The organism is Oscillospiraceae bacterium, assembly GCA_015067255.1.
Lineage (GTDB): Bacteria > Bacillota > Clostridia > Oscillospirales > SIG519 > SIG519.
Map to the genome: position 1 here is coordinate 18,626 of SVMS01000008.1, position 21,642 is coordinate 40,267.

Genomic DNA, 21,642 nt, shown 5'->3' on the forward strand with positions numbered 1-21,642 from the left:
TAGATATTATGAAAGCAACATTACAAGATTGTGAAAGCAAAATGTCAAAAAGAATAGCGGCTTTGGAGAGTGAGTTGGCAACAATTCGTGCCGGCAGAGCTAACGCTGCTGTACTTGATAAAATAACAGTTGAATATTTTGGTACACCTTCACCTATAAATCAGGTGGCTGCTATTGCAGTTCCCGAGCCCAGAATGCTCACTATTTCACCTTGGGACCCTTCAATTTTAAAAGAAATTGAAAAAGCTATTTTAGCTTCTGATTTAGGTATTAATCCTACTAACGACGGTAAGATTATTCGTCTTGTTTTCCCTGCATTAACAGAGGAGCGCAGAAAAGAGCTCGTTAAAGATGTTAAGAGATACGCTGAAGAATGTAAGGTATCTATCAGAAACATCAGACGTGATACTATCGAAGTTTATAAGGCTATGAAAAAGAAGAGCGAAATCACAGAAGATGATTTGAAGAATTGCGAAAAGAATGTTCAGGATGCTACTGATAAATTCTGCAAGAACGTTGATACCGTTGCAGAGAAAAAAGAAAAAGAGCTTATGTCTATTTAACCTATTAATTACTACACAAAACCCGACCGCGTTTGGTCGGGAAATTGTGTTTTAAAAGAACAATTTATTATCGGAATGGAAAATTGCTAATGGATTTATTTAAGAAAAATCAGCTTAATCTTTCTAAAATACCCGAGCATATAGCAATTATTATGGATGGCAACGGAAGATGGGCAAAGAAAAGAGGACTTGCCCGTTCCTACGGTCATTCAGAAGGCGCTAAAACTTTGCGTAAAATTGTTGCACACTGTGAAAAGCTCGGCATTAAATACTTGACTGTTTATGCTTTTTCCACTGAAAATTGGAAGCGTCCCAAAGAAGAGGTAGACGCTCTTATGAAGCTGTTTGACAATTACCTGGATGAAATGATGAACGATTACAAGAATAAAAATTCTAAAATCGTTTTTCTCGGTGATAAGTCAAAGCTTTCTCAACACTTAATTGATAAAATGATAAAGTGTGAAAAAGAATCAGAAAACAGAACGGGTTTACAGCTTAATATTGCTATCAATTACGGAGGACGTCAGGAGATAGCAAATGCGGCTAAGCTTGTTGCTCAGGAAGTGCTTGACGGAAAGATTGATATTTCAGAGGTCGATGAAAATATTCTGAATTCAAAGCTTTATACAGCTCAAATTCCCGACCCTGACCTTGTAATAAGACCAAGCGGGGAAATAAGGCTTTCAAACTTTTTACTTTGGCAAAGCGCTTATTCTGAGTTTTGGTTTAATAAAATACTTTGGCCTGATTTTACCGAAAAGCATTTAGAAAAAGCAATTTCCGATTTTAACAACCGAGATAGACGATACGGCGCTTAAAATCCTTTTATTTTTTCTTAGAAAGGCTTTTATATATGTTTAAACAACGTTTAATATCTTCAATATTTATAATATTGTTTTTTGTTCCGTTGCTTATATTTTCTAATATTCCTTTTTTGCTTAATGCAGTTGTTGCGGTTTTGGCTGTTATTGCTACTTATGAATTGCTTATTTCAACTAAATATATTGAGGGAAAGCCTCTTTTTATAGTTGCAGCAACGATAGCAGCAGTAATGCAATTTCTTCCTGAATTGGGAAGACGAAGCCTTACAGGCGGCGTTATTTTCATTGCTATATGTATTTTCACATTGGGAATGATTCATTTTGGAAAATATTCATTAGAACATATTACTATTTCTTTATTTTTAACCTCTGTATATGCTTATTTCTTTTCAACGCTGATTTTCATAAGAAGAATGGAATTAGGCGAATTTTTAATTTTCTTTGTATTCGTAGGCGCATGGACAACGGATACTGGAGCATATCTTGTAGGAAGCGCTTTAGGAAAACATAAGCTTATTGAAAAAATAAGCCCTAAAAAATCTATTGAAGGCGCTATCGGTGCAGTTTTTGTTTGTGCATTGTGTTTTTTACTGACTGCTTTTATAATGAGTACATTCTTTAATGTAAAAACTAATTATATAGGCTTTGCAATTTTGGGAGCTGTAACATCTGTTGTAGCTCAGTTTGGAGACCTTTCTGCATCTCTTATCAAGCGTACCTTTAAGGTTAAGGATTTTGGTACGTTGCTTCCGGGACACGGGGGAGTTATGGACAGGTTTGACAGTGTTTTATTCGTAGCACCGTTTTTATATGTTGTTTTCTCGAAAATTGATTTAATTTTTCCTGTTTAAAATTTTATGAAAGGCAGGATAGGCTGAAGCTTCTTTCGTATTGCAGTAAAGCTGTTACGGAAGAGCTTTATTCTATTTATATATAATATGGTTAAAGTAATTTCTATTTTAGGCTCTACCGGCTCTATAGGGACACAAACTTTAAATGTAGCGCGTCATTTGGGAATAAAGGTATCAGCATTAACTGCTAATTCCAATATCGAGCTTTTAGAAGCGCAGATAAGAGAATTTAAGCCTGTTATTGCTGCTGTGTTTGACGAAAAAAATGCAAAGCTTCTTAAAGCCGCAGTTGCTGACACAGATACAAAGGTTTATTCGGGAATGGAAGGTCTTATTGCCGCTGCTACGGAAGAAAGTGCAGAAACGGTTGTTACCTCTGTTGTCGGAATAATTGGATTATTGCCTACTGTAGCCGCTATCAAAGCCAAAAAAAATATTGCTCTTGCCAATAAAGAAACTCTAGTAACAGCAGGAAATGTTATAACAGCTTTAGCAAAACAATACGGTGTTGATATTTTACCTGTTGACAGTGAGCATAGCGCTATTTTTCAATGCTTACAAGGCTGTAATAATTTATCAAAGGAAATCAAAAAAATAATTTTAACAGCATCAGGCGGTGCTTTTTTCGGAAAAAATATTGAGCAGCTCAAAGACGTTACTCCGGAGTTTGCCCTTAATCATCCAAATTGGAATATGGGCAAAAAAATTACTATTGACTGCGCAACCCTGATGAATAAAGGCCTCGAATTTATAGAAGCGTATTGGCTTTTTAATGTTGCGTCTTCCCAAATAGACATTGTTATACATCGTCAAAGCGTTATTCATTCTATGGTGGAATTTTGCGATAACTCGGTTATTGCTCAAATGGGATATCCCGATATGACAATACCCATTCAATATGCTTTAACTTATCCCGAAAGATTAAAAACAACAGTAAAGCCATTAAGCTTTACAGATTATAATACTCTTACTTTCCATAAGCCTGATACAGAAACCTTCCGTCTTTTGCCTATCTGTATGAAATCAATAGAGGTGGGCGGAAGCTTACCTTGCGCAGTTAATGCGGCAAATGAGGTTGCTGTTGATTGGTTTTTAAAAGGAAAAATAAGCTTTTTGGAAATTTTTGATATTGTAGAAAAAGTATTTAATGAGCATAAAACAGTATTAAATCCTAATCTTGATGATATAATTAATACAGATGCATTAGTGAGAGAAAAACTTATCAAAGGGTGATAAAAACAGTGTCGGTTATTTATTTTATTATTATAATATGCTTACTTGTTTTAGTACACGAAGGCGGACATTTTTTAGCCGCCAAAGCATTTAATGTAAAAGTAAATGATTTTTCTATAGGAATGGGTCCTTGTTTATTTAAAAAACAAGGAAAAGAAACTCTTTATTCAATACGTCTTTTCCCTATAGGCGGATATGTAAAGATGGAAGGTGAGGACGAAGAAAGCGACAATCCCAGAGCTTTTGTTAATTTAGCTCCTTATAAAAAATTTATAATTGTTGCTGCAGGCGCTGTTTTAAATCTGTTACTTGGCTTTATTGTTATGCTTGGAATAACTATTTTCAGCCCCAATGTAGCTTCAACTCAAATAGGTGGTTTTACTGATAATGCAATTTCCAACACTTGCGGATTACAAGTAAATGACACCATCAAAAAAATTGATAACACTAAAATAAATACTTATTCAGATATTTCTTTTACACTTACTCTTGCAGGAAAAGAAGCTGTAGATGTAACCGTACTACGTGACGGAAAAGAAGTTGTTTTAGAAAATGTTAAATTTCCGAAATTAACTGTTGATAAAAAAGGAAACTTATTAGGTCTTGATATAGATTTTTTGGTATATAGGGCAAAAAAGACACCGCTTTTTGTAATAAAAGAAGGTTTTTATTCTACTGTGGCAATAGTTAAAACTGTTTATGTTTCATTTGTAAAAATGTTTACAGGTGCAATAGGCTTTGAAAATATGTCGGGTCCTGTAGGAATAACGCAAGCGGTAGGACAAGCCGCTAAATACGGTTGGCTGTCTTTGTTGAATTTATTTGCTTTTATAACTGTTAATTTAGGTGTTGTAAATTTATTACCTCTTCCTGCACTTGACGGAGGAAGATTAGTTTTTATTTTAATTGAGCTGATTATAAGGCGTCCTGTACCGCAGAAATACGAGGGAGCTATTCACTTTGTAGGCTTAGCGGCATTGATGCTACTTCTTGTAGTTATAACATTTAATGATATTGTGAGGCTGTTTGGCTGATGAAAATTGAACGTCTTGAAAAAAATACTGTAAAAATAGGAAACGTAAGCATAGGCGGAAATAACCCTATACTTGTACAAAGTATGTGTAATACCAAAACATCGGATTATGCACAAACTACAGAGCAAATTTTACAGTTGGAAAACGCAGGCTGTGAAATTGTTCGTGTTTCAGTTCCAGATAATGAGTCTGCTGATGCTATTTCAAAAATCAAACAAAAGATACACATCCCTCTTGTTGCCGATATTCATTTTGATTATAAACTTGCTCTCAAGGCTTTGGAAAACGGAATTGATAAAATAAGAATCAATCCCGGAAATATCGGTGGTGACGAAAAGGTAAAGGAAGTTGTAAAAGCTTGCACTGCTAATAATATTCCTATAAGAATAGGTGTTAATTCAGGATCGTTACCAAAAGATATACAGAGTGAATACGGTGTTACTCCCAAAGCTTTATATGAAGCTGCAAAAAGACATATTGAGTTATTGGAAAAATTTGATTTTAACAATATAGTGGTTTCTGTGAAATCTTCAAGTATTCCTGTTATGACAGGAGCATATGAGCTTTTGTCTGACAATTATAAGTATCCTCTTCATTTAGGACTTACAGAAGCAGGCACTTTGCGTATGGGAACATTAAAATCTTCTATGGCAATAGGAGCTTTGCTTTTAAAAGGAATAGGAGATACAATTAGAGTTTCGCTTACCGATAATCCTGTATACGAGGTTGAAGCCGCATTTGATATATTAAAAGCATTGGATATACGTAAAATGGGCGCAAATCTTATTTCTTGCCCCACTTGTTCAAGAACTTGTATTGATATAATATCTATTGCAAAAGAAGTAGAAAAAAGGCTTAAAAACGTTCAAAAGCCTATAACTGTTGCTGTTATGGGATGTGTAGTTAACGGTCCCGGAGAAGCTAAAGAAGCCGACGTAGGCATTGCAGGCGGTAACGGAGAAGCGATAATATTTAAAAAAGGCAAAATTTTAAAAAAAGTCAATGAAAATGAAATTATAGACGAGCTTTTTAAAATTATAGAAGAACTTTAAAAATAATTAAGAAGAGGTTTCAAATGAGTAAAGGCAGAGAATTTTCTTCGTTGATAAAGAATTATAAATGTGAATACGATATAGAACGTGAAATAATAGAAAGCTGTACCTTGCTCAATGTAAAAGCAAATACAGCTGATAGAATTTTGCATTTTACAATGGAAATACCTTTTTTGGTGGGTAATCAATATATAAAGATTATAAGCGATAAAATTGTTGATTTATATGCTCTTGAAAAGGTTGAAATTGCACCGAAGTTTCCTTCTTATTTAATTGAAGAGGAGAATTTTTTTGAAACGTTTTTAACTTATGCAAAAGCAAAAATTCCTATGATAAACGGATTTTTTAAAAATTCTTCTTATTTTATAGCTGATAATACTTTAAAAATACAAATAAACCCCTTATCAATAGACATTTTAAAGCAATCGCAGATTGATTTAAAATTATCAGACTTGATTTTTCAAATGTTTGATAAGAAAATCCTTTTTGACTTTGTTGAAGAAGACAGTACAAAAGATTATATAGAAAAGCATTTTGAAGAACAGGAAAAAGAACTTGAAAAAATAATGAAAGAAACTGAGGCAAACGTTCAAACAGCGGTGTCTCAGGAAAAGCTTGTTGTCAAAAAGCGTTATGAGAGAAAAGAGCCTGCTAAGAAAAGCGGTATTTCGGAAGAAGAAGCTAAAAACAATGTGATTTACGGTAAGCCTATTTTATTGGCGCCTATACATATTGCAGATATTAAAGAGTACGATAAAAGCGTATGTGTAAGCGGAGATACTTTTTCTTTTGATGCTAAGGAAACAAAAGACGGTAAAAAATATATAATGAGCTTTAATATTACCGATAGAACAAACTCTATATCCTGTAAGCTTTTCCCTTTGATTGCAGATGGAGACGAAATAGCCTCTAAAATAAAAAAAGGTGCAACAGTAATAGTAAACGGAAATTACGAGTACGACAACTATGCACGTGAATATATAATTATGGTAAAGGATATTTCTTTTACCAAAAAGATTCTTCGCCCTGATAACGAGCCTATAAAAAGGGTAGAGCTTCATGCTCATACATCTATGTCAGCTATGGATGCTGTTGTTTCGCCTACAGACCTTATAGCACGTGCAGCTAAATGGGGACATAAAGCTATTGCCATAACAGATCATGGCGTTGTTCAAGCATATCCCGAAGCAGCTGCAGCAGCAAAGAAAAATAATATTAAAGTTTTATACGGAATAGAAAGCTATTTTATCAATGACGAAATATCCTCGTTTTTTACAAGTGTTAATGCAAAATACGAGGATGAATTTGTTGTGTTTGATATTGAAACAACAGGGCTTTCACCTCAGACAGAGGCTATTACAGAAATAGGAGCTGTTATTTTTAAAGACGGAGAAATTCTTGATACTTTCTCCACCTTTGTAAATCCTCAAAAGCCTATTCCTCAAAAAATAGTCGAGCTTACGGGAATAACTGATGAAATGGTAAAAGATGCCCCAAAAGCAGATGAAGCAGTTAAAAGCTTTATTGATTTTTGCGCAGGTAGGACTGTTGTTGCCCACAATGCAGAATTTGACTGTTCTTTTATAAGAGCCGCTGCTAAAAAATACAATTTGATTTTTAATAATAAACAAATAGACACTGTTCCTATTTGCAGACATATTTTCCCTGAAATGAAAAGCGTTAAGTTGAATCTTGTTGCTGACCATTTAAAGCTCCCTAAATTTAATCATCACCGTGCTTCCGATGATGCTTTAATGCTTGCTCAGATATTTAAAAATGTTATAGCCTTGTTAAAAGAAAAAGGCGGTAGCTACAGAGATAAATATAATCATCAAATTATTCTTGTCAAAAATTTAAAAGGACTTAGAAATTTATATAAATTAGTATCAATTTCCAATCTTGATACCTTCTATAAACAACCAAGAATGTTAAAGAGCGATATTGAAAGCAACAGGGAAGGTTTAATAATAGGTTCAGCCTGTGAAGCGGGAGAGCTTTACAGAGCTGTTTTGAACGGTTTACCTCACGAAAAAATAGTTGAAATAGGCAAATTCTACGATTATTTTGAAATTCAGCCGATAGGTAACGACTTATATTTGTTAGATGTGCCTGAGGAACAAAGAAAAGTTCACAGTATAGAGGATTTGCAGAATATCAATAAAAAGATAATAGCATTGGGAAAAGAGCTTAATAAGCCTGTTGTTGCTACTTGTGACGTTCATTTTCTTGAAAAAGAGGATGAAGTGTTCAGAAGAATACTTATGGCAGGAAAAGGCTTTGTCGATGCTGACAGACAGCCTCCGCTGTATATGAGAAATACAAGAGAAATGCTTGATGAATTTTCATATCTTGATGAAAAAACAGCTTATGAGGTTGTTGTAGAAAATCCAAATAAAATAGCTGATATGATTGATGACGATATAGTTCCTATTCCTGCAGGCACTTATTCGCCTGAAATACCCGGCTGTGAAGAGGATTTGGAAAGAGCTACATACGAAACAGCAAAATCTCTTTACGGAGACCCGCTTCCCGATATTGTAAAGGAGCGTCTGGAAAAGGAATTAAAATCAATAATAAAAAATGGCTTTGCGGTTATGTATATGATTGCTGTAAAGCTTGTTAAAAAATCAAATGAGGACGGATATCTTGTAGGCTCAAGAGGTTCTGTAGGTTCTTCTTTTGTTGCTACAATGTCCGGTATTTCAGAGGTTAATCCTTTACCGCCTCATTACCGTTGCCCTAATTGCTGTTACAGTGAATTTATTACAGACGGTTCTGTAGGTTCAGGATTTGACCTTGAGGAAAAATTATGTCCCAAATGTTCAACTAAAATGAAAAGCGACGGACACGATATTCCTTTTGAAACCTTCTTAGGCTTTGATGGAGACAAAGCTCCTGATATTGACTTGAACTTTTCCGGCGAATATCAGGCTACTGCCCATAAATATACCGAAGAAATTTTTGGTCACGACCACGTATTTAAGGCGGGAACAATAGGCACAATAGCCGATAAAACTGCTTACGGATTTGTTAAAAAATATTTAGAAAGCAAGGGTACCATTCTTTCAAAAGCCGAAGAACAGAGACTTGTTGACGGATGTACCGGAATAAAAAGAACTACAGGACAGCATCCGGGCGGAATGATAGTTGTTCCTAAAAAATATGAAATTTATGACTTTTCTCCCGTATGTCATCCCGCCGATGATACTGAGTCTGATATAGTTACTACTCACTTTGACTTCCATTCCTTGCACGATACTATCTTAAAGCTTGATATTCTTGGACACGATTCTCCCACGCAGTATAAGCATCTTGAGGATATGACAGGAATAAAAATAAATGATATTCCTATGGGAGATAAAAACGTTCTTAAGCTTTTTACATCTGTAGAGCCTTTAGGAATTACCAAAGAGGATATCGAATGTGAAACGGGAACTCTTGCGCTTCCCGAAATGGGCACAAAGTTTGTAAGGCAGATGCTTATAGATTCTCAGCCTAAAACATTTTCCGACCTTTTGCAGATTTCTGGACTCTCTCACGGTACAAATGTGTGGTTAGGAAATGCGCAGGAGCTTATCAAAGATGGCATTTGTGATATTTCTCAGGTTATAGGAACCCGTGACAATATAATGGTTTACCTTATGTATAGGGGACTTCCGCCTAAAATTGCATTTAAAATAATGGAAGATGTCCGTAAGGGTAGGGGGCTTACAGAGGAATACGAAAAAACTATGAGGGAATATAATGTTCCCGATTGGTATATTGACTCCTGTAAAAAGATTAAGTACATGTTTCCTAAAGCCCATGCTGCCGCATACGTTATGGGTGCTATCAGATTAGGTTGGTTTAAGCTTTATAAGCCTTTGGAATTTTATGCCGTGTATTTTACAGTACGTCCCGAAGGCTTTGATGCTGAGGTTATTTACGAAGGAAAAAATGCAGTAACAGCTAAAATAAAAGAGCTTGAAGCCCAAGGCAAAGACCTTTCTCAAAAGGATGCGGCAACTCATACCGCTATGCAGATTATAAGAGAAGCTATGGCAAGAAATGTTGTTTTTCTGCCTGCAGACCTCTATAAATCAGATGCTGTTAAATATAAAATAGAAGACGGAAAAATAAGAATCCCTCTTTCGTCAATAACAGGTGTTGCAGAAAATGCGGCTTATGCTATTGTAAATAAGAGAGAGGACGGTCCTTTTGCATCTGTTGAAGAGCTGAGCTTGCGTACTAACGTTACAAAAACAGTTATTGAAGCAATGACAAGAGCAGGAGTTTTGTCAAGTCTTGATAAAAGCAGTCAAATGTCTTTGTTTTAAGGGTGTGAAAATTTGTCATATAAAACTATTTTAAAAATTGCATCAGCAGAAATTGTTGAAAAAAAATCCCGTTTTATAGGTGCAGCTTTTCCTATAGAAAGCAGTGAAGAGGCAAATGAATATATTTCTGCTGTAAAAAAAGAACATTTTTCAGCAAGACATAACTGTTATGCTTACAGACTGCGTGACGGTACAGAGCGTTACAGTGATGATGGAGAGCCTCAAAAAACAGCGGGACTTCCTATGCTTGATATGTTAAAAAAAGAAGATATAACTGATGTTTTAGTTGTTGTGACAAGATATTTCGGCGGAGTTTTATTGGGAACAGGCGGTCTTGTCAGAGCATATACAGCGGCATCTCAAGAAGCGGTTTACGCTTCACAGATAGTTTTAATGACAGATTTTTGTGTATATAACATTGTTGTTGAATACCAATATTTTGAAAGAATAAAGCTGTTAATTGAAGAATTTGAAGGACAAATTGAAGAAACAAATTTTTCGGAAAATATAAAAATAGCTATCTGTGTAAAGCCCGAAAAAAAGGCTCAGATAGATAAAAAAATTATAGAGCTTACAGCAGGTAAAGCAATTATTGATACAGATATTTTTTATAAATTCAAACCTGAAATCATAAAAAAGTGAGAGTTATTATATAATGAAGAGAAGTCATACACGTAATTTGACGATATCAGCAATTTTAGCTATTATCTCAATTATTTTAACAAGGTTTTTGCCTACTACAATTCCAATAGCAGGTGTTATATCAATCAGACTTGATTTTGGATATATTCCTATTATTTTTGCAGCTCTTTATTTAGGCGGTCTTTACGGAGCAGGTGCAGGTGTTGTGGCTGACCTTATAGGTGCTTTTGTTTTTCCTATAGGACCTTATTTCCCGGGATTTACACTTACTAACTTTTTGGTTGGAATTGTTCCTGTGCTTATAAAGAAAATACTTTCTAAGGTATCTTCTGAGCTTTTAATTTGCTTTATCTCCTCGATATTTATTCAAATTATTGCTTTTGTTCTAAATACTTTATGGCTTATTCTTTTATATAGTCAATCCTTCGCTTTGATAGCACTTCCTCGAGCTTTAGCATCAATTATAATGATTCCTGTATTAACTTTTTCGAGCTATTATTTAATTAAGCTTTCAAAAAGATTAAGACTTTAAAAACAAATCAGCCACTGCTGTTATTTAACGCAGTGGCTGATTTTTTCTATTAAGACCAAACTTCTTCAGTTTCGTTCTTTTTTGTTCTGAGCATAAGGTCATTTATTGCTTCTGTTGCTTTTTTATCTTTATATAATACATTGTATATTTCAGTGATAATAGGCATATCAACGTTTACCTTTTGAGAAAGCATATATGCAGCTGCGGCAGTTTTATATCCTTCAACCGTCATTCCGACTTCTTCAATAGCTTCTTTAGCGGTTTTGCCTTGTCCTATTAAAATACCGCATCTTCTGTTTCTACTGTGCATACTTGTACAGGTAACAATAAGATCACCAAAGCCTGTAAGACCTGTAAAGGTTGATGCCTTTGCACCAAGAGCAACTCCCAATCTTTCCATTTCGGCAATACCGCGTGTCATAAGAGCCGCTTTTGTGTTATCTCCAAGTCCCATACCGTCACAACAGCCGGCGGCAAGAGCAATAACATTTTTCAAAGAACCGCCTAATTCCATTCCGATTATATCATCAGAGGTATAAATTCTGAAGCTTTTATTCATAAAAATATCCTGAAGCTTTTTAGCAAGCTCTAAATCCTCAGAGCCTACTACATTTGTCGTAGGAATTCCTCTTGCAACCTCTTCAGCATGTGAAGGTCCTGAAAGAACAGCTAATTTGCAAAAGGGGAGTTCTTCTTTTATAACCTGGGACATACGAAGCAGGGTTTCTTCTTCAAGTCCTTTGGAAATATTACAAACAACATCATTTTCTTTTAAAATATTTTTTAACAGACGTGCTGTTGAACGAATTGCAAAAGAGGGGACAGCAAGTACATAAACATCAGAAGCGGGTATTTCCTTTAAGTCACTTGTTAAAAAGATGTCTTTGGGAATTTTTACACCTTTGAGCAATTTGTTTTCTCTGTCTTTTTCTAAAGCATCAATTTCCTCTTTAAATAATGACCAAAGAGTAACTTGATGAGAGTTTTTAGACAACATAACAGAAAGAGCAGTACCCCAACCGCCTGAGCCTATTACGCTTATAACAGCCATATTTTTATCTTCCTTTCATATAGCTTATTTGTTTTTTTGGGTTTTCTTAAAAGAAAATTTTGACTCAGTTCCTTTTATAAGTCTTTTTATATTGGAACGATGCATAAAAATTGCAAGAGCAGCAACTAATATAAAAATAATTGCAACGGAAAGCTTATACTGCTCGGGCATAAAAATATAGGATATAATGGGTGTAAGAGATATAGCTAAAACAGAGCCAAGAGATATGTAACGTGAAATTGCAACAATAATAACAAAAAGAGTAACTAAAATAAGACATCCGATAGGGCACATAGCAAGCATAAAGCCGGCGCAGGAAGAAATACCTTTACCGCCCTTAAACTTATAAAAAACAGGGAACATATGACCTATAATACAAAAGAGTCCTGCTAAAGCCATTGATGTTTTATTATCTACGCCGGGAATTAAGAATTGAGAAATCCATATACATATCACACATTTAAAAGCGTCGAGTAAAACAACTGCAAGGCCCGGTAAAGTTCCTATGGTTCTTGCAACATTGGTTCCGCCTGCGTTTCCGCTTCCAAAATCTCTGATATCTTTTTTTAATAATATCTTAGTTAATATTATAGAAAAGCTGATGCTTCCTATAAAATAAGAATATATACAAGGTAAAATATAAGTTATAAAAAAATCCATATCAAAATGACATAAGCTATTTATGCCTTTCCTACCTTTCAAGCTTAGTTTTCAATCTTTTCTCCACGTTCACGGATAATAAGATGAATGGGAGTTCCTGTCATTCCAAAAACTTCTCTTATTCTGTTCTCGATATAACGCTGATAAGAAAAATGGAATAAAGCCTTATTATTAACAAAAATAACAAAAGCAGGTGGCTTTACCGAAGCTTGAGTCATATATAAAAGCTTTAGCCTTTTTCCTTTATCGGAAGGAGGCTGAACCTTTGCGGTAGCATCTGCAAGCATTTCATTTAAAACACCGGTAGCAATTCTGCGAGTTGTCTGTTCATTGACAAAGTTGATTAGTTCAAATAATTTATCAAGACGCTGACCTGTTAAAGCAGAAATAAAAACAATCGGTGCATATGACATAAAGCCTAAGTCTTCTTGTATCTGCTTTCTCTTATTATTCATAGTTTTATCGTCTTTTTCAACGATATCCCATTTGTTAGCAACAACTACACAAGCTTTTCCTTTTTCGTGAGCAAAGCCTGCAATTTTTGTATCTTGCTCAGTAACACCGTCACGGGCATCAAGCATAATAACAACAACATCGGCACGTTCAACAGCTAATAAAGAACGTATAACACTGTATTTTTCAACATTTTCCTCTATCTTAGAACGTCTTCTCATTCCCGCAGTGTCAATAAAATTAAATTTGCCGAATTTGTTTTCAACGTATGCATCTATTGCATCTCTTGTAGTTCCTGCAATATCTGATACAATAACTCTTTCTTCGCCGAGAATTTTATTTATAAGAGAGGATTTTCCTACATTTGGTTTTCCGACAACCGCAACATTTATACAATCCTCTTCTTCTTTTTCGCTTTCATCTTTAGGGATATATTCAAAAACCTTATCCAATAAATCTCCGGTACCATGACCGTGAACAGAGGAAATTGCAATCGGTTCATCAAGACCCAAATTATAGAATTCGTAAAATTCCGTAGGAAGATTTCCTATACTGTCAACCTTATTTACGCAAAGAACAATAGGCTTTGAAGATTTTCTAAGCATAGCAGCAACATCTCTGTCTGCCGCAGTAACGCCTGTACGTAAGTCTGTCATCATTATAATAACGTCAGCGTTATCAATAGCTATCTGAGCTTGTTCACGCATACGCTTAAGAATATAATCTTCGCTTGCAGGCTCTATTCCGCCTGTATCAATTAAAAGAAAATGGCGATTAAGCCATTCACCCTCGGCGTAAATTCTATCACGGGTAACACCGGGAGTATCTTCAATTATAGAAAGTCGTTTGCCGATTAACTTGTTGAAAAGAGTAGATTTTCCAACATTAGGACGTCCGACAATAGCAATAACCGGTTTAGCCAACAGTATTACCTCCCATTTCATAAATTAAATCAATAAAAGTACCGCCGTCACAGTCGACAGGTATTATTTTAACATTAAGCTCTTTTTCAAGCTGAGGTATGGTATAATCATCAAGAAATGTATTTGTGCCGTGTCTTAACATAGCAGAGGATATAAGCAACGTTTCATAAAGCTTTTTACCCTTAAGCTGTTTTAAAATATCCTGTCCTGTAAGAAGGCCTGCAACATTTACGCTTCTTCCGAAAAAATCGTTTTCTATTGCATATATTTCATACTCTAAATTATGCCATTTTTTTCGTGCTTCGTCAAGTAAACTTTTTAAAAACGGAGCAGCAGATGTTCCTGTAGCCACGGAAAAGCGAACATCTTTTTTCAGTGCTTCCATTTCTTCAAATTCATAGTGAAATTCTTGTTCAAACTGCCTTAAAAGACCTACTCCGTTTTCAAGCTGCTCATACTCTTCGTAATATTCATTGTCGGGAATATCAAGCTCTGCTTTTATATACATTTCGTCAGCGCAATAACAAAAACGAGTGCCTTTTTCCTTTAATGCTTTTTTTGAAAATTCTTCGGCCGTTTTTATTATTTCCAAAGCATCTTCTTTTAAAATAGGCTCAAGGGGGTAAAGCTCTGTTCTGTGGCAGGTAAGCCCAACAGGAACAACAGCTACGCTTGACACCTGAGGATATAGCTCATAAAGGTCTGCAAGGCTTTTCTTTAATGCCTCGCCGTCGTTAAGTCCTTTACAAATTACAAGCTGACAGCGCATATTTATTTTAGCTTCATTAAAGCTTTTTAAAATAGGCATTATTTTTGCTGCGTTGGGATTTTTCATCATCTTTACTCGCAGTTCACCGTCAGTCGTATGTACCGAAATATTTATAGGACTTATTTTAAGTTTTATAATTCGTTGAATATCTTGCTCGGAAAGATTTGTAAGTGTTACATAGTTTCCTGTTAAAAGACTAAGTCTTACGTCATCATCCTTGTAATAAAGAGAGCTACGCATACCTTTTGGCAATTGGTCGATAAAACAAAAAACACATTTGTTTTTACAGCTTTTTTCTTTGTCTAACAAATAGTTGTCAAAATTAAGGCCTAAATCCTCATATTCATCTTTAAAGATTTTTACTGTTTTTTCAATACCATTAGATAAAAGACATAAAGTTAATTTGCTGTTATTTGAATAATACATATAATCAAGCAAATCATTTATTTTATTGTTATTTATTGAAACAAGCTCATCGCCAACTAAAATTGAAGATTTATAAGCAGGGGAGCCTTTGTCAATACTTATTATCTTTGCCATTTTAAAATTTCCTTTCCGAAGCGTAAGAGCATAATCAAAAAAAGCGCCGCAATATCTTAAATACTGCGGCTTAAAGGCTTAACCTTCAGATTATGCTTCTTTTTTTACAACTTCTTTTCCGTCGTAGTATCCGCAAGCAGGACATACCTTATGCGGCATAATCAACTCGGAACAATGGGAACATTTAACTAAATTGGGTGCATCGAGCTTCCAAACGTTAGAACGTCTTTTATCTCTTCTTGCCTTTGAAACCTTTCTCTTTGGTACTGCCATTATTTGACACCTCCTTAAAAATTCAGAGAATAATTACTAAAATAAATCTCTGAGCTTCTCCAGCCGGGGATCAATTTCTTTTGTTTCACAGCTACAAGAACTATGATTAAGATTAATTCCGCAAACAGGACAAAGCCCTAAGCAATGCTCTTTGCAAAGCTTTTTCATGGGTATCGAAGAATTCAGATAATCCACAATAAGCTCACTGACATCAAGCATGCCGTCCTTGGCGTAAAATTTATCAGGGTCATCGGTAGGTGAGAAGGAAACCTCTCCTTCTACTTCAAACTCTACAGGACAAACAATGTCATCAAGACATCTGTCACAATAGCTGATTAACTCAGCCTTACAGTTTAAAGTAAGAACCAAAGTACCCGAATAGTTTTTTACAACACATTTATAGGGAACAGGGCTTTTAAAATATGAGCCGTCGGGAAACACACCGTCTTGCATATTGCAAAAATCCTCAAATTCAAGAACAGAGCCTTCAATCTTGAGCAACTCATACAGAGAATACGGCATGAAACCACCTCATTCATTCTGATACAGCAAATATTATACATATTTTTAAGTAATTTGTCAACTGATTTTTTTACTTATTTTTCAACAATTCAATATATTCGTTATATTAGGTAAAAAACTTTTTAATTCTTGAGGTATATTTGCATACATAAGTATAAAAAATTGTCAATATGGATTGGTAGGCGCTATGTCAAATACCTCAAGCTTTATAGCACTGCTTATTTTTCAATCAGTTTAACCTCCAATTTTTAATATAAATTTTGTAGTGATATATGCGTGTATTTTGCTTACTTATCGGTTGTTGGCAACATGCGTATAAATTTAAAGGATTGGTCGGTAACAGGATACTGGCCCTATGCAACTATTTTAAATAAAAGTGTCGAAACCGGTATCCCGCTTCTCGGTATTACCAAAACCATGTCGATAGAATATCCGTGTGATGTCTACACGATTCTTAAGCAACACGGCGTTATCCCTGATCCATATTACGGAAATAACAGTTTGGCTTGTGAATGGGTTCCGTCACGTTGGTGGCAGTTTGAGAACATTTTCCATGTTGACAAGCCGGCTCCCAATAAACATTGGCGATTGGTTATAGAAGGCATTGACTATCATGGAAACATTCATATAAACGAATTGTTTTTAAAAAGCAAGTTTACAAATTATTATAATATTCAATATAAAAGCTCATCGCTGTCAAACGATGAGCTTTTATATTTCTTTGTAATACCTTACGCTGTTTTTAACATATTTTCAATAAAAATTCCGTAGCCTTTTGTTGGGTCGTTTACAAGAACGTGTGTAACTGCGCCGATAAGCTTTCCATTTTGAACAATAGGGGAGCCTGACATTCCTTGGACTATTCCACCTGTTATTTCTAAAAGCTTTTTGTCGGTAATTTTAATAAGCATATTTTTTGTTTCTGTTACTGAATTTTTATATAAAGATATAATTTCTATATCAAAGTATTCCGGTGTTGTACCGTTCAAAGTACATCTTATCTGTGCTTTTTCGCATTTTATTTCATTCTTTGAAGCTATGGGCAAAACATCTTGATTTGAAGCTTCTTCTATTTTTCCAAAAACTCCGCATTCGGTATTTTTATAAAGATTAGATAGCTTTTTATTTTCGAGAAAAACACCTTTTAATTCTCCAGGTACTCCTTTTTGTCCTGCTATAGCTCCTGTTACACTGGCTAAATATACGTCAGCAGAGGATAGAGGCATAAGGTTTCCTGTATCTACATCATATATTCCGTGTCCCAATCCTCCGAAGGTACCGTTTTGAGTATCAATAAAGGTTATTGTGCCTATTCCTGCAGTACTGTCTCTTATCCAGGCACCTATTTTATATTTTTTATCATCGTCTGACAGTACAGGCTTTAACTTTATATCAAAAACAGAATTGTTTCTTGAAACTGTTAAAACAAACTCTTTGTCAGGAGATGCGTTTATGATTCTTGAAAAATCTTCTATAGTATTTATTTCTTTTCCGTCTATTTTTGTAATTATATCTCTTATTCTTATTCCTGACGAATAAGCGGGATTTGTTTCTTTTCCGTTACTTATAATATTTGTCATTCCTACAACAATAACGCCTTGAGTAAAAAATTTAATTCCAAATGCTTGTCCGCCTACCATTAATTTCTTTTGCTGTTTTTGTGAATCGTTTAATGGGTTTGAGAAAAAAATATTATTATCCTTTGAAAAAATGTTTTCGTTTTCAAAAATCGAAGCTGAAAAAATTTGTCCAAATGCTGTTTGAGCCTCGTCGTCAAGTTTATTTTCAGCTTTATTATTTAACATGAAAAAATTTGTGCTAAAAATAGTAAGAGCACATAAAAAGAGAAAAAAATATCTTTTTTTAATATCATCACCTTCTTTCTTAAAATAGTTTTCCCTCAAGAGATAAATCTACAAAAATCAATTTATTGTTAATAATTTATATATTGCTTTTAACACTAAAATCTGTTATTATATCTATTATTATATATCTTTGTTGCAAAAGGATTTTTAATATGAAAATTGATTTTAAAACTATTTTTTCGAAAATGAACAGTTTTTTAGCAGGTAAAACTGTTTTGAATATAGCGCTTATAATATGTGCAACGGTGTTTTTGTTTTCCGTGTATAATATCTCTGTTTGGTTTTATGAAAATAAAAATACAGACGATTTAAAAAACACATTGATTGAAATGGGCAACAAAAATGAAGATAAGGTGCTTATAAATCAAGAGATTAAAAACGAAGAAGAGGAAGTTGACGTTTCAAAAATCAAATTTTTAACAACCGATATAGACGAGCTTCAAAATCTTAATGCCGATACTGTTGCGTGGATTAAGGTTATGGGAACTAATGTTGATTATCCTGTTGTACAAACAGACGACAACGATTTTTACCTTACACATGACTTTAATAAAAATGAAAACAAAGCAGGCTGGGTTTTCGGAGATTTCAGATGTAATTTTTATAATTTGGGATACAACACTATTCTTTACGGACACGAGAGAATGGATTACAGTATGTTTGGCTCTTTGACTTTCTGCCGTGATGATTGGTGGTATAATGTAAAGACAAATCATTTTATATTTTTAAATACAGCAACTCAAAAAACTGTATGGCAGATTTTTTCTATTTATGTAACAACTGTTGATTTCAATTACATAAAAACAGGCTTTAGCGGGGAAGAGGATTTTTCAGAATTTGTTCAATCTCTAAATGATAGGAATACAATTCCCACCCTTAAAGCAGATGCAACATCAGATGATAAAATAATAACTTTATCTACCTGCTATAACATTAGCAAAAGATTAGTTGTTCACGGTAAGCTTATTAAAAGTGAAAGTATCTATCCTTCTTTTGATGAGAATTCACAATCTTCATCGTCTGATGTATCAAGTGATATTTCTTCCGAAATTTCTTCTGATATTTCTTCCGATACATCTGGCAGTGCTTCAAGTGAAATTTCAAAACCCAACGAAAGCGAAGATAACAGCTCTTCTTCAGATGTATCTTCAGAGGAATCATCTTCACAACCCGACTCAAGCTCTGAAGAAGCTTCGTCGGATTCTACATCTTCAGAGGAAAGCAGCTCTTCTGAGGTTTCCGAACCATCACAAGACCCTGAAGGAAGTTCTTCCGAAAAAACGGAAAGCTCTGATATTTCTTCCTCGGAAGGCATTGGCTCAGAGGAAACATAAATAAAAAAGGTGTATATTATGGAAAATAACTTTCAGAACAATTTAAATAAATATTTATTGAAAAAGGATATAAATTCGGGAATAACAGGAATTTTACTTCTCACCATTATCGGAAATGTTCTGTTTATTTTAATTTCCCTTGCATTGACAATCATATCAGCATTTTACACCAATAGAATTTATGATGCACAAAATGCGGTAAATTATGTTTTATCCACCGATAATATTTACGGCCTTTTGATAAATATGCTTTTATATATTTTTTATTTTACAGTTCCTTTTTTGAGTATTTCCGCTGCCAGAAGATATCCTATGAGAGAAATTATTAGCTTTAAAAAACCTAAATTTTCTCATGTGTTTTATGCCTTTTTTATTACAATAGGTTTTTCGTTTGTCGCTTCTTATATAACAAATTTTATTATAAACTTTTTAGGAAGCTTTGGAATAAGTGTCAATAATCCTATAACAGAAATGAATACGGGTTCTATTGGCAGTATTGTGCTTTATTTTGTTCATATGGCAATTATTCCGCCTTTGGTTGAGGAATTTGCAATTAGAGGCGTTGTGTTAGGCTCTGTGAAAAAATATTCCAAAAGCTTTGCTATCGTTTTCTCTGCACTTTTATTTTCATTGATGCACGGAACCTTTTATCAAATTCCATATGCCTTTGTTGCAGGTCTTGTAATGGGATATTTTGTTATTAAATTTGACTCAATATGGATTGGTATAATTGTTCATTTCCTCAATAATTCTATTAGTGTAATTTTTGAGTTTTTATCAAAGGTAATTGAAAACGAAAATCTACTCGTTTTAATTTCAAGTATTACAAATCTTACCCTTCTTTTAATAGGCGCAATAACGCTGATTGTTTTTGTCTTAAATAATAAAATAGGTATAGATAAGGATGAAGATTCTTGTTCTTTTTCAGAATGCTTTAAAACTATGCTAAAACGTCCGTTGTTTTATATTTTGTTGATATTTTCTTTTATAACCGTAATATTGTCAAGCTTTTAAATAAACAACGTTAAATCTAAAAATGAGTGTATTGCATAATGGAAAAACAATATTTTTTTATGAAAAAAGCCATTGAACAGGCAAAAAAAGCCGCCCTCCTCGGTGAAGTTCCGGTCGGGGCGGTTATTGTTAAAGATGGTAAAATAATTTCAAGAGGAAAAAACCAAAGGGAAATAAATAAAAACGCTTTAAAGCACGCAGAGATTATTGCAATAGATAAAGCATGTAAAAAATTAGGCGGTTGGAGGCTTGAGGATTGTGAAATGTACGTAACCCTTGAACCGTGTCCCATGTGCGCAGGAGCTATAATAAACTCAAGAATAAAAAAAGTAGTATTCGGCGCATATGATTATAAAGCAGGCTCTGTTGATTCTGTAATTAAATTATTTGATTTACCCTACAACCATAAGCCCGAAACGGTGGGTGGAGTAATGCAGGAGGAATGCTCTCAGCTTCTCAGTGATTTTTTTTGTAAGCTTCGAATTTCAAAGCGTTGCAAAGACGTTGATTCTTTAAAATAACAGAGTAAAAGGGAACACCTACAACGGAAATCACCACAAACTCTCCTAAGGCAACAAAGAAATACCAAAACCAAAAGCTTTCTTCACTTGTAAATACAAACACCATTTCAAAAGCAATAATAAAGCTTAAAATACTTGCCCAAAGGCTTGAAATAATCAAAGAAAGAATTTTTCTGTTTTTGATTATAAATGGAGTGAGGGCGGTAAATACAGTAGATATCAAGGTATGTAACGAGCCAAAAAGAGCATCTACAATGCCATAGGGCCCAAATAAATTTGCAAAAAAACAGCCCAAGGTAACTCCTAAGATGTATCTTGGGTCTAAAAAACACAAAAGTAAAAGCAGTTCTGAAAGCCTGAATTGAACAGGTCCGTAGCTTATAACACCAAAGCTTAAAGTCATCACTGCATAAAGAGCACATACAATTGCAGTTCTTGCGAGAAAATGCACATTTTTTTTCATTTTTCACATTCCTTTTTTCGAATAAAAATAGTGCTATGTCACCTCGCACAATCGTTATTATATACCAAATATTATACATTTGCAAGAAAAATAAGGACAAAATCCCGATTATTATAAAAAACAGTTGTAAAATATTAAAAAATGAGTTAAAATATATTAGTTAAATAGCAAAATAAATTTACTGATTTTTTATATATTCAAGAAAGGAAA

The 21,642-nt window shown here is 34.2% G+C and carries 21 protein-coding genes; 13 read left to right on the forward strand and 8 right to left on the reverse strand.

Features of this window, described 5'->3' with window-relative positions:
• The first annotated feature begins 8 nt into the window (after positions 1-8).
• The 9 genes from E7480_03125 to E7480_03165 all read left to right on the forward strand — a co-directional run bounded on the left by E7480_03125 (position 9) and on the right by E7480_03165 (position 11,044).
• Positions 9-563, forward strand: coding sequence for a ribosome recycling factor (locus tag E7480_03125; protein ID MBE6903579.1), 555 nt, complete (start codon positions 9-11; stop codon positions 561-563).
• Positions 564-652: 89 nt separating this feature from the next.
• On the forward strand, positions 653-1,381 hold the full coding sequence (locus E7480_03130; protein MBE6903580.1) for an isoprenyl transferase: 729 nt from the start codon (positions 653-655) through the stop codon (positions 1,379-1,381).
• 35 nt (positions 1,382-1,416) lie between these two features.
• Positions 1,417-2,235 (forward strand): hypothetical protein, encoded by an 819-nt coding sequence (locus E7480_03135; protein MBE6903581.1) that lies wholly within the window; start codon positions 1,417-1,419, stop codon positions 2,233-2,235.
• An 87-nt stretch (positions 2,236-2,322) separates the two neighbouring features.
• Positions 2,323-3,468 (forward strand): 1-deoxy-D-xylulose-5-phosphate reductoisomerase, encoded by a 1,146-nt coding sequence (locus E7480_03140; GenBank protein ID MBE6903582.1) that lies wholly within the window; start codon positions 2,323-2,325, stop codon positions 3,466-3,468.
• Positions 3,438-4,502: an RIP metalloprotease RseP gene (rseP, locus tag E7480_03145; GenBank protein ID MBE6903583.1), complete on the forward strand. Its 1,065-nt coding sequence runs from the start codon at positions 3,438-3,440 to the stop codon at positions 4,500-4,502. Before E7480_03140 ends, rseP begins: the two co-directional genes overlap by 31 nt.
• Positions 4,502-5,554 (forward strand): flavodoxin-dependent (E)-4-hydroxy-3-methylbut-2-enyl-diphosphate synthase, encoded by a 1,053-nt coding sequence (ispG, locus tag E7480_03150; protein ID MBE6903584.1) that lies wholly within the window; start codon positions 4,502-4,504, stop codon positions 5,552-5,554. The genes rseP and ispG overlap by 1 nt, the downstream gene beginning before the upstream one ends.
• A gap of 23 nt (positions 5,555-5,577) precedes the next feature.
• Positions 5,578-9,870 carry a PolC-type DNA polymerase III gene (locus tag E7480_03155; protein ID MBE6903585.1) on the forward strand — a complete coding sequence of 1,431 codons (4,293 nt, stop codon included), beginning with the start codon at positions 5,578-5,580 and terminating at the stop codon, positions 9,868-9,870.
• 12 nt (positions 9,871-9,882) lie between these two features.
• On the forward strand, positions 9,883-10,512 hold the full coding sequence (locus E7480_03160; GenBank protein MBE6903586.1) for a YigZ family protein: 630 nt from the start codon (positions 9,883-9,885) through the stop codon (positions 10,510-10,512).
• Between the two features lie 13 nt (positions 10,513-10,525).
• The gene (locus tag E7480_03165) at positions 10,526-11,044 is read left to right on the forward strand and encodes a folate family ECF transporter S component (GenBank protein MBE6903587.1); all 519 of its coding nucleotides are present in this window, start codon (positions 10,526-10,528) and stop codon (positions 11,042-11,044) included.
• A 49-nt stretch (positions 11,045-11,093) separates the two neighbouring features.
• On the opposite strand, the gene E7480_03170 is transcribed toward E7480_03165, so the two are convergent.
• From E7480_03170 to E7480_03195, 6 genes are all read right to left on the reverse strand, one after another.
• The gene (locus E7480_03170; protein MBE6903588.1) at positions 11,094-12,095 is read right to left on the reverse strand and encodes an NAD(P)H-dependent glycerol-3-phosphate dehydrogenase; all 1,002 of its coding nucleotides are present in this window, start codon (positions 12,093-12,095) and stop codon (positions 11,094-11,096) included.
• Between the two features lie 24 nt (positions 12,096-12,119).
• Complete coding sequence (gene plsY / locus E7480_03175) at positions 12,120-12,755, reverse strand: glycerol-3-phosphate 1-O-acyltransferase PlsY (GenBank protein ID MBE6903589.1); 636 nt, start codon at positions 12,753-12,755, stop codon at positions 12,120-12,122.
• A 44-nt stretch (positions 12,756-12,799) separates the two neighbouring features.
• A complete protein-coding gene (locus E7480_03180; protein ID MBE6903590.1) occupies positions 12,800-14,131 on the reverse strand; it encodes a ribosome biogenesis GTPase Der in 1,332 nt (443 codons plus the stop codon).
• Complete coding sequence (locus E7480_03185; protein ID MBE6903591.1) at positions 14,124-15,440, reverse strand: DUF512 domain-containing protein; 1,317 nt, start codon at positions 15,438-15,440, stop codon at positions 14,124-14,126. The genes E7480_03180 and E7480_03185 overlap by 8 nt, the downstream gene beginning before the upstream one ends.
• A 90-nt stretch (positions 15,441-15,530) precedes the next feature.
• Positions 15,531-15,713, reverse strand: coding sequence for a 50S ribosomal protein L32 (locus tag E7480_03190; protein MBE6903592.1), 183 nt, complete (start codon positions 15,711-15,713; stop codon positions 15,531-15,533).
• 36 nt (positions 15,714-15,749) lie between these two features.
• Entirely contained in the window at positions 15,750-16,235 is a 486-nt protein-coding gene (locus E7480_03195; GenBank protein MBE6903593.1) for a DUF177 domain-containing protein, read from the reverse strand.
• Positions 16,236-16,544: 309 nt separating this feature from the next.
• Between E7480_03195 and E7480_03200 the strand changes: the two genes are divergently transcribed.
• Positions 16,545-17,006 (forward strand): hypothetical protein, encoded by a 462-nt coding sequence (locus E7480_03200; protein MBE6903594.1) that lies wholly within the window; start codon positions 16,545-16,547, stop codon positions 17,004-17,006.
• On the opposite strand, the gene spoIVB is transcribed toward E7480_03200, so the two are convergent.
• Positions 16,967-18,040 (reverse strand): SpoIVB peptidase, encoded by a 1,074-nt coding sequence (gene spoIVB / locus E7480_03205; GenBank protein ID MBE6903595.1) that lies wholly within the window; start codon positions 18,038-18,040, stop codon positions 16,967-16,969. The genes E7480_03200 and spoIVB overlap by 40 nt on opposite strands.
• A gap of 212 nt (positions 18,041-18,252) precedes the next feature.
• Between spoIVB and srtB the strand changes: the two genes are divergently transcribed.
• The 3 genes from srtB to E7480_03220 are packed head-to-tail and all read left to right on the forward strand — an operon-like array spanning position 18,253 to position 20,969.
• A complete protein-coding gene (gene srtB, locus E7480_03210; GenBank protein ID MBE6903596.1) occupies positions 18,253-19,434 on the forward strand; it encodes a class B sortase in 1,182 nt (393 codons plus the stop codon).
• Between the two features lie 18 nt (positions 19,435-19,452).
• Positions 19,453-20,448 carry a CPBP family intramembrane metalloprotease gene (locus E7480_03215; GenBank protein ID MBE6903597.1) on the forward strand — a complete coding sequence of 332 codons (996 nt, stop codon included), beginning with the start codon at positions 19,453-19,455 and terminating at the stop codon, positions 20,446-20,448.
• 38 nt (positions 20,449-20,486) lie between these two features.
• Positions 20,487-20,969 (forward strand): nucleoside deaminase, encoded by a 483-nt coding sequence (locus E7480_03220; GenBank protein ID MBE6903598.1) that lies wholly within the window; start codon positions 20,487-20,489, stop codon positions 20,967-20,969.
• Here E7480_03220 and E7480_03225 read toward each other — a convergent pair.
• Positions 20,905-21,432, reverse strand: coding sequence for a QueT transporter family protein (locus E7480_03225; protein ID MBE6903599.1), 528 nt, complete (start codon positions 21,430-21,432; stop codon positions 20,905-20,907). The genes E7480_03220 and E7480_03225 overlap by 65 nt on opposite strands.
• Positions 21,433-21,642: the final 210 nt, after the last annotated feature.